We start from the raw sequence: 17,674 nt of genomic DNA on the forward strand, positions 1-17,674 counted from the left end.
CACTCCCTTGAAGGTGGAAACAGGCGAATTCAGAGCATCGAACGCAGCAGGTCGCGGGCCTGTTGCTGGCTGATTTCCCGGCGGGCCAGGCGGTCGAGAATGTCTTGTGGCGTCACCGCGGGCGCAGCGTGCGGTGGCGCCGGCAGCGGTGGGCTGCTCACTGTGGGCGGCGTACTGATCCAGTAGCGACGACGCAAGAATTCATAGCCGGGCAGCGGCACCTTTCGCCACGCCTGGGTCGCCGCTGGCGGCGTCGCGGGCAGGTGCGCATCGAGCCAGGTGCGGGCCAGGGCCGCACACTCGGGCGCAGGGGCCGGGCCACTGAGCAGCACCCGTGCGTCGTCGGCCGGCGGGCTCATCAACCATTCGCTCAACTGCCGGCGCAGCGCGTCGAAGTCGTCGGCCACCACGGCCAACCGTGCTTGCTCGAACGCCTGGCGCCCGTGCAGCAGGGTGCTGGCGACATCCCGCGTGGTGAAGCAGCGCAGGCCCAGGTAGTGCTCGGGGTGCTGCGGTGCCAGGGCGTGTTCATGCTCCAGGCAGTCGACAAAGCGCTGCAGGTAGCTGCGCAGTTGCCCGGCGCTGTGCGCGCTGAATACAAAGGCCTGGGGGCCGGTGGGCGCGGGTGGCGCTTGCAGCAGGGCGTCCTCGATCAGCACATGGGCATTGGCGCCGCCGGCCCCGAACGAACTGATGGCGGCCACCCGTGGCAGGCCATCCGCAGGGTCCGGCCAGTCGGCCAGGCGCTGCTGCACCACGAAGGGCGTGTTGCTGAAATCGATGTTCGGGTTCAGCGGCTGGGCATGGATGGACGGCGCCAGTTGCCGGTGCTTGAACTGCAGCAGCACCTTGGTCAACGCGGCCATGCCGGCGGCCGATTCCAGGTGGCCGATATTGGCCTTGATCGAGCCGATGGGGCAGCGCCACTCGCTGGGTACCTGGGCGGCCAGGGCCTTGCCCAGGCCACGGATCTCGATCGGGTCGCCCAGGCTGGTGCCGGTGCCGTGGGCCTCGATATAGCCCAGCCTGGCGGCGGGCAGGCCCGAGCGCTGCAGGGCGCGGCCGATCACCTGGGCCTGCGATTCGGCGTTGGGCACGGTATAGCCCGAGGTGCGCCCGCCATGGTTGAGCTCGCTGCCACGGATCACCCCGTACACGTGGTCGCCGTCGCGCAGGGCCTGGGCCAGCGGCTTGAGCAGCACCACGCCCACGCCTTCACCCGGCACGTAGCCGTCGCCGCCGGCGCCGAAGCTGCGGCACTGGCCCTGGGTGGAGGCGAAGTTCAGCTCGCACAGCATGCGGTACTTGTACGGGTGCAGCGACAGGTTCACCCCGCCGGCCAGGGCCAGCTCGCAACTGCCGCTGCGAATCAGGTCGCAGGCCAGGTGCAGGCTGGTGAGCGACGACGAACACATGCTGTCGACGGCGAACGAGGGGCCTTCCAGGTCCAGGCAGAACGACACGCGGTTGGCGATCGAGGCATACGAGGAGTTGGTCAGGGTCGCCGGCCGCGCGGGCCAGCTCGACGCACCATAGAACTGGTACTCGCCGTACATCACCCCCGCGACCACCCCCACGCGGCGTCGCTCCACGCCCGGCTGGCGCGGCCCGCACAGGCTCTGCGGGGTGTAGCCGGCGTCTTCCACGGCATGCCAGGCGGTTTGCAGAAACAGGCGCTCCTGCGGGTCCATGCGCTCGGCGTCGCGCGGCGAGATGCCGAAGAACAGCGGGTCGAAACAGTCGAAATCATCCACCAGGCCGCCCCAGCGCGCATACAGCTGGTCGTCGCCGCCCGGTTGCTCCCAGCGCGAGGTCACTTCGCTGATCAGGTCATCGCCGGCCGCCAGGTGCTGCCACAGCGCCTGGGCATCGCGTGCGCCGGGGTAGCGCCCGGCCAGGCCGATGATCGCGATGTCCTGGCGTTGGGTGTCGGCAGTGCCCTGCGTGACCACCGACAGCGCGGGTACTGGCGGCTCGACCACCACGGGGCCCGGTGCCAGCCGGGCGACTTCGGCCGGGTGCTCGTTGCCGAGCAGGGCGGCCAGCTCGCGCAGGCTGCGCACTTCGAACAGCACGGTCTTCGACAGGGTGGGGAAGTGCTGTTCAAGCCGGCCGTTGAGTTCCATCACCAGGATCGAGTCCAGGCCGAATACCTCCAGCGAGGTGTCGGGGTCGACCTTGTCCAGCGGTGTGGCCGTCACCTCGGCCAGTTGACGGGTGAGGTAGTCGAGCAGGCAGGGCGCGTCGCTGGCCGCCTGCGGTGCGACCTGCACAGGCGGGGCAGGCGGCGCCTCGATGCCGAACAACCGTGCAACCGCGTCGCGCTTGCCGCACACCGGGATCAACACCGCTTGCGCCAAGGCGAGGCAGCGCAGGAACGTGGCTACCCCCTGATCGCTCGGCAACAGGGCCAGGCCATGGCGAGCCAGCCATTGGCGCACCGGCGCCGGGGCCTGCATGCCGTTGTCGGTCTGCCACAGTGGCCAGGCAATCGACAGCGAGCGGCCCTGGCGCTGGCCGCTGGCACAGCGCTGCTGGCGGGCCTGCACGAAGCGGTCGAGCCAGGCGTTGGCCAGCGCGTAGGCGCTCTGCCCGACATTGCCATACACCCCGGCCAGCGACGAGCACACCATGAACAGTTTCAGCGGGTCATCGGCGGTGGCTGCATCCAGATGGCGGGCGGCCAGGGTCTTGCCCTGGAGTACGCTGGCGCGCTCCTGGGCAGGTTGCCGCAGGAAGAACCCGTCCTGCAGAACCCCGGCACAGTGAATCACCCCGTGGCAGGCGCCATAGCGCTGGCGAATGCTGGCCAGGGCAGTGTGCAACGAGTCGGCATCGGCGCAGTCGGCCTGCCAGTAGGCGGCATCGTCGGCGCCCAGGTGCGTGAGGCGCTCCAGCCATCGGGCAGCGTCTGCATCGAGGGCGCGACGGCCCAGCACGGCCAGGCGCAGGCCGCCGAGGCTCGCCAGCGCTTCACCCAGTGCACGGCCGACGGCCCCCAGCCCGCCGCTGATCACCAGCACATCGCCGGCGCTCAGTTGCGTCGGCGCTGTGCCGGCACCCGGGGTGACAAAGCGCAGGCTCGCCACGCGGCGTTGCCCTTCGCACAGCGATACCCGGTTGACACCGGGCTGCGCAGCCGCAAGCAGTTCGTGCGCCAGCGCTTCACGCTCTGCGCTGCCGGGCTGGTGGCTGGTTTCGATCAGGTTGGCGCTCAGGCTGGGGATCTCCTGTACCACCGAGCGCAGCAGCCCTTCAAGGGCACTGACAGGGCCGGGGTGCAGCACGATCCGGGTATGCAGCGCGGGGGTGCTCTGGCCCTGGCACAGGTGGCGCAGCAGGTCTGCGGTGGCCAGGGCGGCGTCCAGCCCTTCGCCCAGGCCGGCGTCCTGGCTGCCGGTGCTGCGCAGGTCGATCAACAGGCGTGCGGGTACCTGCTGCTGGCTGGTCAGCAGGCGCAGCAACAGGTCGATGTGGCGCGCATCGCCCAGGTCGGCCTCGACGGTGCGTGGTGAGGTGTAGTGGAACTGCTGCGCGGGTACCAGTCGCCAGGCGGCGTCACGCAGTTGCGAGGGTAACTGGGCGAAGGCTTGCGGGTCGTCGCACAGCAGCAGTGTGGTGGGCATCGGCCCGGGCGCGACCGGGGCGGCGGGCTGGTGCTGCCAGTAGGGTTCGAGCAGGTGCACGGCATGCTCGGGGTCGACGCGGTACTCGCGAAAGGCAAAGGCCTCGATGTCCATCAGCACCTGGCCGTCTGCATCGAACACCCGGAAGTCGTACAGGCGCATCTGGCTGCCCTGGGCAGCACGCGGGCGCACGTGCACGAAGCAGCGCTCGGTCAAGGGCCGGTAGCCGTGCAGGGCCTGGCAGGCGTAGGGCACGAAGGTGGTGTCGATCTGTGCATTGCCCTGGGCGGCGGTGACGAAGGCGCTTTGCAGCACCGCATCGAGCAACGCCGGGTCCAGCGTGCTCAGCGGTTCGCCCTGGCGCTGCTCGGGGCGCCAGTGCAGTTCGGTCAGCGCCTGTTGCTCGCCCAGCCACGCGCCGGCAATGCAGCGCAGGGTGGGGCCGTAGGCGATGCCCAGGCGCTCGAGGGTGGGGTACAGCGCGTCGAGGGCCAGCGGCCGGGTGCACTCGCTGCGCACCTGCGCCAGGCTTGGCAGGCTGTCGGCGGGCACCTGCACGGCGCGGCACTCGCCACGAAAACTGGGGGTGGGGTCACTGGCCGGCAGCGGCTGGAACGCCAGGCGCACACCGTCGTGGGTGCGCTCGCTGCGGCATTCGATGCTGCGCTGCTGGCCGGGCTCGACGCGGATCGGGCTGGCCCAGGTCAGCTTGTGCAGGGTCAGCGGCAGGTCCAGGCCGTGGCGGCGCGCCTGGTTGCAGCACAAGTCGATGTAGGCGGCGGCGGGCAGCACCGGCTGGCCCTGCACCACATGGTCGCGCAGAAAGAACTGGCCGGCATCCAGGTGCAGCTGGGTGCTGGCGTGGGGCGCGGCCGACGCCACACGCGGCACCCAGTAGCGGTCCCTGGCAAAGGGGTAGAGCGGCGCGGCCAGTGGGCTGGGCGGCTGCGGCCAGAAGCGGCCCCAGCGTGCGAGCGTGCCGTCTACCCAGGCCGCTGCCAGTTCATCGGGGGCGCTGGCGCTCAGCTCGCGCGTTGGTGTGCCGGGCAGCAGCCGGCCCTGATAGCCCCCCGGCATCGATTGCACGAAGCGCTCCAGGCCAGCCTGCAACTGCGTCAAGTCGGCAGCTACCAGCGCGAAGCGATGGTCGAACGCCGGGCGGCAGCATTGCAGGGTGTAGGCGAGCTGGTTGGCCGATGCGTCGGGGTGGCGTTGCAACCAGGCCAGCAGGGCGGTGGCCTGTTCGCGCACTTGCGCTTGGCTGCGCGCCGACAGCGGGTACACCGCCGGGCCCGTGCTGGCGCTCGACGGTGTGGGTTCGGGGGCCTGTTCGACAATCACATGGGCATTGGCGCCGCCAGCGCCGAACGAGCTGATGCCGGCGCGGCGCGGGCCGTTGTCGCTGGTCCAATCGCGCGTGTCACGCACGATCTGCAGGTGGCTGTGCTCGAGCCCGGCGTCGGGGTTCAGCACCCTGGCATGCAGCGACGGCGCCAGGCGCCGGTGCTGCAACTGGAGCACCACCTTGCTCAGCCCGGCCATGCCGGCGGCCGCTTCCAGGTGGCCGAAATTGGCCTTGATCGAGCCGACATGGCAGGTCGCCGAGTGTTGCCCGCCCAGTGCCTGCCTGAGCCCTTGCAACTCGATGGGGTCGCCCAGGCGCGTGCCGGTGCCGTGGGCTTCGATGTAGCTGATGCTGGCGGCCGGTACCCTGGCATCGGCCAGCGCCCGCTCGATCAGCGCGGCCTGGGCACCGGCGCTGGGCACGGTGTAGCCGTTGGTGCGCCCGCTGTGGTTGATCGCACTGCCCTTGATCACTGCCAGTATCCGGTCGCCGTCGCGCCGGGCCACCTCGAGCGGCTTGAGCACCACGGCCGCAACCCCTTCACCGGGCACGAAGCCGTCCGCCTCGCTGCCGAACGCATGGCAACGTCCGGTGGGCGAGAGCATGTGCTGCTGGCACAACTGCACGTACTTGGCGGGGTGGGTGTAGAGGTTGACCGCACCTACCAGCGCTGCCCGGCACTCGCCCTTGCGCAGGCTGTCGATGGCGCTGTGCAATGCCGTGAGCGATGACGAGCAGGCGGTGTCGATGGCCAGGCTCGGCCCGCACAAGTCCAGGGCGAACGACACCCGGTTGGCCACCGACCACGGCAGGCCACTGGGGATCGCCGGTTGCCCGGCCTGCCACAGGGCAGGGCCGAGCAGGGGGTAGGTGTTGCTGGTGATCCCGACGAACACGCCGACATCCAGCGCACCCTGGGCGCCGCGCAGCAACTGGCCGCGCTCGCCCAGGTGGCCGCTGTCTTCCAGGGCATGCCAGGCGCATTCGAGAAACAGCCGCTCCTGCGGGTCGAGGCAGGCGGCTTCACGCGGGGCGATGGCGAAGAACTGCGCATCGAACCGATCGATATCGGGTAGAAAACCGCCCCATTTGGCATAGCTCAGGCCGCTGCTGCGGGCGTCGGTGCCCGCGGCGAAAAAACCGTCCAGCGGCCAGCGCTCGGCGGGTATCTCGCTCACCGAGTCGACACCCGCCAGCAGGTTGCGCCACAGCGCATCCAGGTCGTCGGCACCGGGGAAGCGGCCATGCAGGCCGACAATGGCGATATCGCCAGCGGGCTCCTCGTTGCACGGCGCCAGGGGGGCAATCGAGGGCCAGGCCTCGACGCCTGCGGCTGGTGGGGGCGGGCTGGGCGGGCGGCCCTGCAGGTAGCTGGCGCTGGCCTGCGGATGCTCGCGCAGCAGGTGCGTGGCAACGTCGCGGATGCAGCGGCAGTCGAACAGCAGGGTCTTGTTCAGGTCGGCGAAGAGGGGCTGGATCAGCTCGTTGAAATTCAGGATGGCCAGCGACGTGAGGCCGATCTCGTGGAAGGGCGCATCGTTGTACAGGGTGTGGGCCTCGACACCGGTCGCCTGCTCCAGCAGTTGACGCACCAGATCCATCAAGGCGGCGTGCGAACGGGCTTCCTCGGTATCGAGCATCTTCAATTCCTGAATAAAAGTTGACAGGCGACGGGCAGGCACACAGAGGCCGACGCCGCGGTGGCGTCAGCCTTCAAGTGGCTGGGTCAGGTATTAAAGGGTAATGCTGGTGGTGGGGTAGAACAGCATGTTCAATACGAACAGAATCATCCAGAAGCCGATTTCCAGTGTTTCGGTAATAGGCTGAATACGTTTTATCGCGCCATAGACATGCACCACAAACATCAGGGTGAATACCACGAAGAGTATGTCGAAGGCATAACTGAAACTGGTGCCGGTGGTGGCCGAGCGCAACATGGCCACTTCAACCACCAGAATGAACGCGCCCAGGCAGCGGCCGAAATAGATGGCCAGGTGGGTATGTTCCGGGATGGTCCATTGCATCAGGCGCGCCCAGGTGAGTGGCGCAATGAAGATCGGCAGGGCGAAGAACAGCGTGGTCACGATCATCAGGGTGGTGATGTACACACTACTGTATTGCGCATAGTAGCCAAGCATCGGCGAACTCCTTGTTCAATTGTTATTGTTGTTATTCATCGTGGGGTTTTGCTGGGGGCAAGCATTGCGAGGGCGGTACTTGTGTGTCAAGCAAGCCGCGGTGGGGGAATACCAAAGAAGGGGAGCCGGGTCGAGAGTCGTACTACTTAGGGCGCGAGACTTAAAACGTTATCAACCGCTTCACGGCAGGTGAAGTTATCAAGTAATAACCGGGTGAATAAAGTTTTATTTATCCGATAGTTGCGAGCCCTGCCGGCACATGACCGTCAGGGCCCACTCGCTCGCCGCCTACCACAAACCCGCTGCAGCCCCTCAGGAAAAAAATGCAGGATGTTGTGCGCAGAAATCGCTTGAGGTAGCCGGCCTTGCCGTCCAAGGTGCCACCCTGATAGCCATTGCCTGAAAAAGGCTGAAGCGTGCGGCGCAGGCACATGACGATGCCTGCGTGAGGAGCGGCCTTCTGCAAGCGTGACGCGTCATCTCGCTGCAGAACGTTGCCGTCTTCTCCCAATAATAAGAGAGGTAAAGGAAATGCAATCCAACAGTCTCAAGCAGAGCCTGAAGCAACGTCACATCACCATGATCGCGCTGGGGGGCGTGATCGGGGCCGGGCTTTTCATGGGCTCCGGCTCGCTGATCGCGTCGGCCGGCCCCGCCGCGATCCTGTCGTATTTCATCGGCGGCATCGTGGTCACCCTGGTGATGTTCATGCTTGGCGAGATGGCCTGCCGCACCCCCGATGCGGGGTCGTTCTCCACCTACGCCAACATGTACCTGGGCGAGTGGGCCGGCTTTACCGTCGGCTGGCTGTACTGGTTCAAGTCGATGATGACGATCACCCTGGAGGCCGTGCTGCTGGGCGCCATCCTGCATGATTTTCTGCCCTGGCTGCCGATCTGGGCGGGCGCGTTCATCATGCTGGTGACCCTGATGGCGAGCAACGCCTACTCGGTGAAGTCGTTCGCCGAAGTGGAGTACTGGCTGGCCGCGCTGAAGGTTGCCACCATCCTCATCTTCATGCTGCTGGGCGTGTCGATACTGCTCGGCCTGCACAGCGACATCCCGTCCCCTGGCCTGGTGAACCTGACCGCGCACGACGGCTTCATGCCCAATGGCCTGTCGCCGGTGATGGCGGGGGTGATCGTGGTGATCTTCTCGCTGGGCGGCAGTGAAATCGCCGCCGTGGCGGCTGGCGAGTCCGAGAACCCGCGCCGCAACGTGATCCGCGCGATCAAGAGCGTGATCCTGCGCGTGATGCTGTTCTACGTGGGCTCGGTGTCGATCCTGATCCTGTGCCTGCCGTGGACCGACAAGGCCAACCTGGCGTCGCCCTATGTGTCGCTGTTCACCCTGGCCGGGTTCGGCGGCGCGGCGGTGGCGATGAAGATCGTGCTGTTCGTCTCGTTCATGTCGGTGATGAACTCGTTCATGTTCTCCAACTCGCGCATGCTGTTCTCCCTGAGCCAGCGTGGGCATGCGCCCAAGCTGTTCTCGCACACCACGGCCAAGGGCGTGCCGCTCAATGCCTTGCTGCTCAGCCTGTGCATCTGCCTGACGATTCTGACCGTGCACTTTCTCAGCGGCGGCGACCTGTTCATGACCCTGGCCAAGAGCAGCGGCACCTTCGTGATGATCGTGTGGATCTTCATCATCATTGCCCACCTGGCCATGCGCCTGAAAACCCGTCACGAACCGGTCGACCCCAAGGCCTTCCGCGCCTGGTTCTTCCCTTATGCCAACGTCGTGGCACTGCTTGCGCTGCTCGCCGTGATCGGCAGCCAGGCCATCGACCCGGCATCGCGCCTGCAACTGTGGTTCATCGCGGCCACCACGGTGCTGGTGGTGGTGGCCTATTTCGTGAAGCGCAACCGGGTGGCCGACAAACCGGCGGCTTACGTGCAAGCCGAGTAAGCCGTGGCAAGGGTGTAGGAGCCAGCCTTGCTGGCGATGCCCGGCCATGCCGGGCCAGGGGTGCTGTACGCACCATCGCCGGCAAGGCCGGCTCCTGCAGGCCGCTTTACCAGAACCCTGCCGGCGCCTGCAGCGCAGCCCTGAACACCTCGATTGCCCGCTCCACATCTGCCATCTCGGTGTACCGCCCCACGCTCACCCGCACACTGCTCAGCGCCTGGCCGGCATCCAGCCCCAGTGCCAGCAGCACATGCGAAGGGGCCTGGGTGGCCGAGCTGCACGCGGAGGTCGACGACAGCGCCAGGCTGCCGGCCACCTGCGCGCTGTTGAACCCGCTGCGGCTGATGCAAAGGTTCAAGGTGTGCGGGACACGCTGCTGCGCGCACCCATTCAGGGTCACGCCCGGCAGGGCCAGCAAGCCTTCACGCAGGCGCTGGCTCAGTTGCTCGATGCGCATGCTTTGCGCATCACCTTGCACGCCCGCCAGCTCGAACGCCGCGCCCATGCCCACAATCTGATGCGTGGCCAGCGTACCCGAGCGCATACCGCCCTCGTGCCCGCCGCCATGCATCTGCGCCTGCAGCACGGGGCGCGCACGCGGGCCGACGTAGAGCGCACCGATGCCTTTGGGCCCATAGACCTTGTGCGCCGAAAACGACATCAGGTCGACCGCCAGCGTGCCCAGGTCGATGGCCACCTTGCCCACCGCCTGCGCCGCGTCCACGTGCAGCAGTGCGCCGTGTTCGCGCACGATGTCGCCGATGCGGGCAATGTCGGTGAGGGTGCCGAGTTCGTTGTTCACCCACATCAACGACACCAGTGCGGTGTCCTCGCGCAAGGCCGCCTGCACGGCCTCGGGCTGGATCAGCCCCTGTGCATCGGGCTTGAGCCAGGTGACCGTGTGGCCCTGGCGCTCCAGTTCATGGGCGGTGTCGATCACCGCCTTGTGCTCCAGGCAACTGGTGATCAGGTGACGGCGCCCAGGCTGGCCCTGGGCAATGCCTTTGAGGGCCAGGTTGTTGGACTCGGTGGCGCCCGAGGTCCATACAAGGGCGTCTGCGGTAGCGCCAACCCGGTCGGCCACTTGCTGGCGCGCGTGGTCCACGGCCTGTCGGGCGGCCTGGCCATAGCCGTGGCCAGTGGAGGCGGGGTTGCCGAAATTGCCCTGGCGGCCGAGGCAGGCCAGCATGGCTTCGATCACCCGGTCATCGACCGGAGTAGTAGCGGCGTAGTCGAGGTACAGCGGTAGTTCTGGCATGGTCATCGTCTTTTTGTGCACGTGAAGGGCAGGTAGGTAGCCTACCGACGATGACGGAGAAAATTTTTGACTGTTGTTCGGTTTGTTTGGTGTTTGTAGAAAAAATCTTCTATTTGAATCCAAAGAGTTAGTATTTTTTTCGTTATGGCGCGCCGCCGACCGTATTCATGCCTAAACCGTTGCGCCTCGCCAACCGCATCACACCCTGAACATCGCCATCAGCCCCTGCTGATGATTGGCCAGCCGGTTGAGTGTCTGGCTGATCTGCGCCGATTCCTCGGCTTGCCCGGACAACGATTCGGTCACGTCGCGAATGCTCGCCACGTTGCGGTTCACTTCCTCGGCCACGGCACTCTGTTCCTCCGCCGCCGAAGCGATCTGCAGGTTCATGTCGGTGATCACCGCCACCGCATCGCCAATGCGCTGCAGGGCCGGCAATGCCTGCTCCACACGCGCCGCGCTGTCCTGCGCCTGGCGGTGGCTGTTGTGCATGGCCTCCACCACCTCGCGGGTGCCTTGCTGCAACCCTTCTATATCGACGCGAATCTCGTCCACCGAGTCCTGGGTGCGCTTGGCCAGGTTGCGCACTTCATCGGCCACCACCGCAAAGCCGCGCCCGGCTTCCCCCGCCCGCGCTGCCTCGATGGCGGCATTCAATGCCAGCAGGTTGGTCTGCCCGGCAATCGAACGGATCACGTCCAGCACCGAGCCGATCTGCTCGCTGCGCGTGGCCAGGTGTTCCACCTCCTGCATGCTGGTGGTCATCTCGCCGGCCAGTTGTTCGATGGCGCGGGTGGTGTCGCCAATAAGCTCCAGGCCTTCGCGGCTGGCATGGTCGGCGCCGCGCGCAGCCTCGGCGGCCTGCGCGGCGTTGCGCGCCACATCCTGCGCAGTCGCGCTCATCTCGTGCGACGCCGTCGCCACCTGGTCCACCTCGCGGTACTGCTGATGCATGCCGGCGCTGGTCTGGCTGGCCAGTGCCGCCGACTGGTCGGCGGTGCCGCGTGCGTCGTGCACCGAGGCCTTCACGTCGGCAATCACCGGCTGCAGCTTGTCGAGAAACCGGTTGAACCAGCCCGCCAGCTCACCCAGCTCGTCCTTGCCCGCATACTCCAGGCGCCGGGTCAGGTCGCCCTCGCCACTGGCGATGTCCTTGAGCATCGCCGCCACGTCCAGTATCGGGCGGGTCACGCCGCGCGCGGTCAGCCAGATCACCAGCAACCCCACCACCGCGGCCACCAGTGCCATCAACAGGCTGCCGAGGTTGGCGCTGGCATTGTAGGTGTCCAGGCGATTGTTGAGTTCCACGGCCGGCGCACGCAGCACCCGCTCGGGCACCTCCAGCAGCACGCTCCACGGCTGGGCACCGGGCACCGGGGCGAACGACTGGCTCACCTGTAGCAGGCCGTTGTCGTTGAATTCGGCCGCCTTGCCGGCACGCATCTGTTCGGCCAGGGCCCTGGAGTCGGTGCCGAACACCTGCTCGAAGTGCTTGCTCAACTGGCCGCTGTCCTCGCTGTGCCCGGCCAGCAGGCCGGTCGCGCTGACGATGCTCACCTGCCCGTTGCCGTCGAACAGGTCCTTGCGCCCCTCCAGGCTCAGCAGCTGCAGGTTGTCCAGGCTGATGTCCACACCCAGCACGCCGATCAGCTTGCCGTTGTGCTTGAGCGGGATGGAGATGCTGGTGGTCAGCGGGGTGCGGTCGCCCACGGTGTCGAAGTAGGGCTCCACCATGCAGGTGTCACCGCTCTCCAGGGTGCAGGTCAGCCAGCGGTTGGAGACCGAGCCATTGGCCGACACGCTGGTGTCGGCGAGCATCGATTCAGGCATCGCCTCGCGCTCCAGGGTGCCGGGGCTGGGCTGCGACCAGTACAACGAGAACCGTCCGGCCTCGTTGCTGCCCGCGCCGGCCTGGTTGACGAAGGCCGCGTCCTTGCCGTCCAGCGCATCGGGCAGGAACACCAGGTACAGCCCGAGCAGTTCGGGGTTGTTGCCCAGCGCCCGTTCGGTTTCGCGGGTCAGGGCCTGGCGCAGGTCGCCATTGCCCTGGGCGCGCAGGTACATCACCAGGTCTGCAAAACCGTTGCCGTACAGGTAGGCGCTCTGGAAGTAGCGCTGGATCTGCGCCGCCTGCAGCTGCGCGTAGGTGTGCAGGCGCAGGCGCGCGTTCTGGTCGAGCATCTGGGTGCTGGCGCTGCTCACCAGCGTGGCGCTGCGCGAGGACTGCACCCGTGTCGCCACCATCAGCACCACCACGACGGCCAGCAGGCACAGGCCCGCCAGCAAGGTGATCTTCCATTGAATTCGCAGGCGACGCAGCAACATGATCAGGTCCTTGATTTCACGGTGTCGAGCAGCAACGGCCCGCTCTGGATCGCGGGTGGGCATCGTTGGGCGGTACTCGGCACGGGTGGCGCAGTGATGGCATACAGGAGGCACGGACCATAAGAAAATTGACAGACAAGTGTCAATTAATATTTCCACTTTGATGCGGGGTGCTCGCAGATAAAACGCAAAATTGCCGATGTTTCCGTTTTTTCGTGGGTGATGAGTGATGGTTTGTTTATTAAATTAGACAGATTGGTTATCAGCCCAGGCGAAACCATATGTAAATTTCGTAAATAAGATTTAAACCCATTTGAGAATCATTATATTTGGCGTCTCTTTGTGGCAACCCTGCCGTGCAGGCTGCCCTTGTGCTTGATGTGACGGAGACGTGAAATGCAGTCCAGAAGTACCCCCAACAGCCTGGCCTGGGCCTTTGTCGCCCTGTCATCGCCGGCCCTGATTGCCACCTCGGCCCAGGCCGATGACGAGCAGAACGGCGAGAACACCCTGGTGATCCAGAACACCATGGTCACCGCCGAACAGGAAGCCAAGCAGGCACTGGGCTCTTCGATCATCACCGCCGAGGACATCAAGCGTCACCCGCCCGCCAACGACCTGTCCGACATCATCCGTCGCGAACCGGGGGTCAACCTCACCGGCAACAGCGCCAGCGGCGCGCGCGGCAACAACCGCCAGATCGACCTGCGCGGCATGGGCCCGGAAAACACCCTGATCCTGATCGACGGCAAGCCCTCCAGCGCCCGCAACGCAGTGCGCTACGGCTGGAACGGCGACCGCGACACCCGTGGCGAAACCAACTGGGTACCGGCCGAGGCGGTAGAGCGCATCGAGATCCTGCGCGGCCCGGCTGCTGCACGCTATGGCTCCGGCGCCATGGGCGGGGTGGTCAACATCATCACCAAGCGCCCCACCCAGGAGCTGCAGGGCAACGTCAGCCTGTTCACCACGCTGCCCGAAGACCACGCCGAAGGCGCCAGCAAGCGCACCAACTTCAGCCTCAGCGGCGGCCTCACCGACGACCTGGCGTTCCGTGTGTATGGCGGCCTGGCCAAGACCGACGCCGATGACCTGGACATCAACGCCAAGAGCGCCAACAGCGCGCTGGTGGCCGGCCGCGAAGGCGTGCGAAACAAGGACATCAACGGCCTGCTCAGCTGGCGCCTGAACGATGAGCACCGCCTGGAGCTGGGCAGCGGCTACAGCCGCCAGGGCAACATCTACGCCGGCGACACCATGAACAGCAACGGCGGCGGTGACGTGGAGCGCATCTCCAGCCTGTACGGCCACGAAACCAACGTGATGCAACGCAGCACCTACGACCTCACGCACCTGGGCGACTTCCAGTGGGGCTCGACCAAGTCGTCGCTGTCGTATGAATACGTGCGCAACTGGCGCCTCAACGAAGGCCTGGCCGGTGGCCCGGAAGGCTCGATCAACGACACCGGTGCCGACATGTCGCGCCTGCGCAACACGCGCCTGTCCAGCGAAGTGAACCTGCCGTTCAGCCTCGACAGCAGCGAACATGTGCTGACCCTGGGTGGCGAGTACTTGTACGAAGTGCTCAATGACAAGGGCTCGCTGCGCCCGCAAAGCTTCGACCCCAGCGGTGGTGCCGGCAATGAAATCGCAGGCTTCGATCGCAGCGACTCGAAGATGTCGGCCAAGAGCTTCGCCCTGTTCGCCGAAGACAACATCGTGATCGGCGACACCACCATCACCCCGGGCCTGCGCCTGGATCACCACGAAGAGTTCGGCGACAACTACAGCCCGAGCCTGAACGTGGCGCACAAGCTCACCGACGACCTCACCGTCAAGGGCGGTATCGCACGGGCCTACAAGACCCCGAACCTGTACCAGGCCAACCCCAACTACCTGCTCTACAGCCGGGGCAACGGTTGCAGCACCCAGCAGACCAACAACGGTGGCTGCTACCTGCAGGGCAACCCCAACCTCGACCCCGAAACCAGCGTCAACAAGGAAATCGGCCTGCTCTACGACCGTGGCACCTGGCGCACCAGCGCGACGTACTTTCGCAACGACTACAAGAACAAGATCATCGGTGGCACCGACGTGATCTACGACATCAACAGCGGTCGCCGCGTGACCCAGTGGGAAAACGCCGGCAAGGCACTGGTGGAAGGGGTGGAAGGCAACTTCTTCGTCGAGCTGACCCCGTCGCTGGACTGGAACACCAACCTCACCCTGATGCTCAACAACGACAACCGCGACACCGGCGAGCCGCTGAGCGTGATTCCCAAGTACACGGTCAACAGCACCCTGGACTGGCGTGCCACCGACAAGCTGTCGTTCCAGGTCGCCGGTACCTACTTCGGCAAGCAGAAGTCGCCGACCTACAACTACCGCACCCAGCAGAACTACGACCTGGATGCCCAGCAGGACGTCGAAGCCTACGGCCTGGTCGATGTGAGCACCGGCTACAAGATCACCAAGAACTACGACGTGCGCTTTGGCGTGAACAACGTGTTCGACAAGCAGATCCACCGGGGTGGCAACGCCAGCAGTTCGGGCGCCAACACCTACAACCAGCCGGGCCGGGCGCTGTTCGCGGCACTGAACATCTCGTTCTGAGCCGCCATTGCCTACAGGCTGCCCCGGGTCGATCGCGCATCGATCGGCCCGGGGCGGCTTTTTGTGTTTTCAGGCCCTCTACACCCGTACTACCCAAGGTGAAGCGTGAGTTATCTATCAGCACAACCTGCCACGAAGATTCTGGCCGTCGAGGACGATCCGCTGCTGGCGGCCCATCTGGAACAGCACCTGCGTCGCCGCGGTTTCGATGTGAGCGTCAGTCATGGCGTGGACGACAGCACCGACCTGCAGGCCTGGACGGCCTTCGACCTGATCCTCATGGACATCCTCCTGCCCGGTCGCGACGGCCTGCAACTGCTGGGTGAATTGCGCGAGCGGTTCATGGTGCCGGTGATCCTGATGTCGGCACTGGGTGCCGAGCAGGACCGCATCGTCGGCTTCAGCCAGGGCGCCGACGACTACCTGCCCAAGCCGTTCAGCATGAACGAGATGGACGTGCGCATCGATGCGGTACTGCGCCGGGTCGCCTATGAGCGGGCCGCGCCGGAAGGCGCGCAGGGCGAGCCGGCGGCGCTGCGCAAGGACATGCGCCAGGACATGCAGCTGGGCACCGCGGTGGCCAGCTTCACCCCCATCGAGTACCGCCTGATGCAAGTGCTGCTGGCGCACCCCGAGGAAGTGCTGAGCAAGCCGTTCCTCTACCAGCAGGTGCTGCACAGGCCGTTCTCCCAGCAGGACCGCGTGCTGGACATGCACGTCAGCCACGTGCGCCGCAAGCTGGCCGCCATCGGCTATGCCGGCCGCCTGGCCACGGTATGGGGCAAGGGCTACGTGCTGACACAGGTGCCGGCATGAGCTTGCCCGGACGTCACTCGCTGCTGTGGAAACTGTGCGCGCTGCTGGTGGTGCTGTGCCTGTCGATCATCTGGTTCAGCCGCTCGGGCGGTGCGCACCTGGAGCGCAGGAGCTATCACCTGAGCGAGGAGGCGCGCCAGGTGCTCAAGGGCTACGCCGTGGAGGCCCACGCGGCGTGGCGCAGCGGCGGTACGCCAGGCGTCGACCGGTGGCTGGCCGACCTGAAGATCCGCGAGCCGGGCTGGGCGCTGGTGATGGGCAGCGACCTGCGCTCGTTGAGCAGCCAGACGCTGACCGATGAGCAGCAGAAGTACGTGACGTTCATGCGCGAGCTCGACTGGCCCATGAGCAAGCGCTCCCCCGAGCTGCCGGCGATCAGCGTGCCGTTCCCCGAGGCGCCCCAGGCCGGCAGGCTGGTGATCCAGTTGCCCGAGCGCTTCATGCCGTCGATGCGTCCGCTGCTGGTGCAACTGCTGATCCACGGGCTGCTGCCGGCGCTGTTGGCACTGCTGGCGGGTTTTCTGCTGTATCGCGTGCTGATCGGCCCGCTGGCGCACCTGCGCGCCCAGGCCAATGCCCTGCGTGCCGACCGTCTGGACACCCGGGTCGACCCGGCGATTTCCCGGCGTAGCGACGAACTGGGCGATCTGGGGCGGGCCTTCGACCACATGGCCGAGCGCCTCGAAAAGACCGTGTCGCTGCAGCAGCGCCTGCTCGCCGACCTGTCCCACGAGTTGCGCACGCCGTTGACGCGCCTGCACATGGCCGCCGAAAACGAGCCCGACGATGACGTGTTGCGCGAGCGCCTGACCCGCGAGGTGCAGTGCATGCGCCAGCTGGTCGACGACACCCTGGAGCTGGTGTGGCTCGGCACCGAGCGCCCGCAACTGGCGCTGGACACGGTCGAGGTGCAGACCCTGTGGGAGGTGGTACGCGAGAACGCCTGTTTCGAGTCCGGCTGGCGCGAGGGGCAACTGCCCATGGCGCTCACCGAAGACTGCCTGGTGCGCGGCCACCTCAACGGCCTGGCCCAGGCGATGGAAAACATCGTGCGCAATGCCATCCGCCATTCGCCTGCCAACGGGCAGGTGCGCCTGGGCGGCCGGCGCGATGGCGATTGCTGGCACCTGTGGATCGACGACCAGGGCCCCGGCGTGGCCGAGGCTGCGCTGGAGACCATCTTCCAACCTTTTACCCGACTCGACGCCGCACGCCCGGGCGGCGACGGCTTCGGCCTGGGCCTGACGATCGCCCGTTGCCGGGTGCAGTTGCAGGGCGGCCAGGTATGGGCACAGAACCTCAAGCCGGGCCTGCGCGTGAACCTGCGCCTGCCAGCGGCAGCACAAGGAGAAACCTGATGAGCAACACCCGACCGGTCTGGTTGTTGATTGTGTCGCGCGTGGCAGCCGCCATGCTGGGCGGCTATGCATTCAGCTATGCGGCCACGGCTTTTCTGGCCCGTGTGCTGCCAATGCCTGCGGTGGATGCGGTGATCGTGGCCAGCCTGCCGTCCTTTGCGTTCTACACCTGCGCGTTCCTGTGGGCCTTCGCCAGTCGCGATGCCCTGCGTGCGTGGTGGCCGGCGGCGCTGGCGGTGCCGTTGGCGGCGGTCGGCTTCTGGCCGCAGTTGTGGAGCCTGTGA

General features: G+C 66.3%; 9 protein-coding genes and 1 pseudogene. 5 read left to right on the plus strand and 5 right to left on the minus strand.

Going from position 1 to position 17,674, the window contains the following annotated elements:
• Window positions 1-29: 29 nt before the first annotated feature.
• Together ACPRTJ_RS19605 and ACPRTJ_RS19610 are read right to left on the minus strand one after the other, a co-directional pair.
• On the minus strand, window positions 30-6,611 hold the full coding sequence (locus ACPRTJ_RS19605) for an SDR family NAD(P)-dependent oxidoreductase (protein WP_426427202.1): 6,582 nt from the start codon (window positions 6,609-6,611) through the stop codon (window positions 30-32).
• 93 nt (window positions 6,612-6,704) lie between these two features.
• Window positions 6,705-7,109, minus strand: coding sequence for a hypothetical protein (locus tag ACPRTJ_RS19610; protein WP_043861149.1), 405 nt, complete (start codon window positions 7,107-7,109; stop codon window positions 6,705-6,707).
• Between the two features lie 531 nt (window positions 7,110-7,640).
• On the opposite strand from ACPRTJ_RS19610, the gene ACPRTJ_RS19615 reads away from it, so the two are divergent.
• Window positions 7,641-9,020: an amino acid permease gene (locus ACPRTJ_RS19615; protein WP_043861150.1), complete on the plus strand. Its 1,380-nt coding sequence runs from the start codon at window positions 7,641-7,643 to the stop codon at window positions 9,018-9,020.
• A 106-nt stretch (window positions 9,021-9,126) separates the two neighbouring features.
• Here the strand turns inward: ACPRTJ_RS19615 and ACPRTJ_RS19620 are convergent, their stop codons facing one another.
• The 3 genes and pseudogenes from ACPRTJ_RS19620 to ACPRTJ_RS19630 form a co-directional block, all read right to left on the minus strand.
• Complete coding sequence (locus ACPRTJ_RS19620; protein ID WP_088515202.1) at window positions 9,127-10,278, minus strand: cysteine desulfurase family protein; 1,152 nt, start codon at window positions 10,276-10,278, stop codon at window positions 9,127-9,129.
• A gap of 198 nt (window positions 10,279-10,476) precedes the next feature.
• Window positions 10,477-11,232 (minus strand): methyl-accepting chemotaxis protein, encoded by a 756-nt coding sequence (locus ACPRTJ_RS19625; RefSeq protein WP_370409154.1) that lies wholly within the window; start codon window positions 11,230-11,232, stop codon window positions 10,477-10,479.
• A 150-nt stretch (window positions 11,233-11,382) separates the two neighbouring features.
• Window positions 11,383-12,666, minus strand: a pseudogene (locus ACPRTJ_RS19630) (chemotaxis protein); the annotation flags it as partial.
• A 333-nt stretch (window positions 12,667-12,999) separates the two neighbouring features.
• Between ACPRTJ_RS19630 and ACPRTJ_RS19635 the strand changes: the two are divergent.
• From ACPRTJ_RS19635 to ACPRTJ_RS19650, 4 genes are all read left to right on the plus strand, one after another.
• Window positions 13,000-15,216, plus strand: a complete 2,217-nt coding sequence (locus ACPRTJ_RS19635; RefSeq protein ID WP_426427203.1) for a TonB-dependent siderophore receptor — start codon at window positions 13,000-13,002, stop codon at window positions 15,214-15,216.
• Window positions 15,217-15,321: 105 nt separating this feature from the next.
• Window positions 15,322-16,032 carry a response regulator transcription factor gene (locus ACPRTJ_RS19640; RefSeq protein WP_043861154.1) on the plus strand — a complete coding sequence of 237 codons (711 nt, stop codon included), beginning with the start codon at window positions 15,322-15,324 and terminating at the stop codon, window positions 16,030-16,032.
• Complete coding sequence (locus ACPRTJ_RS19645; protein ID WP_426427204.1) at window positions 16,029-17,390, plus strand: sensor histidine kinase; 1,362 nt, start codon at window positions 16,029-16,031, stop codon at window positions 17,388-17,390. The genes ACPRTJ_RS19640 and ACPRTJ_RS19645 overlap by 4 nt, the downstream gene beginning before the upstream one ends.
• A complete protein-coding gene (locus tag ACPRTJ_RS19650; protein ID WP_426427205.1) occupies window positions 17,390-17,674 on the plus strand; it encodes an iron transporter in 285 nt (94 codons plus the stop codon). Before ACPRTJ_RS19645 ends, ACPRTJ_RS19650 begins: the two co-directional genes overlap by 1 nt.

This window comes from Pseudomonas palmensis (assembly GCF_049942755.1).
Lineage (GTDB): Bacteria > Pseudomonadota > Gammaproteobacteria > Pseudomonadales > Pseudomonadaceae > Aquipseudomonas > Aquipseudomonas palmensis.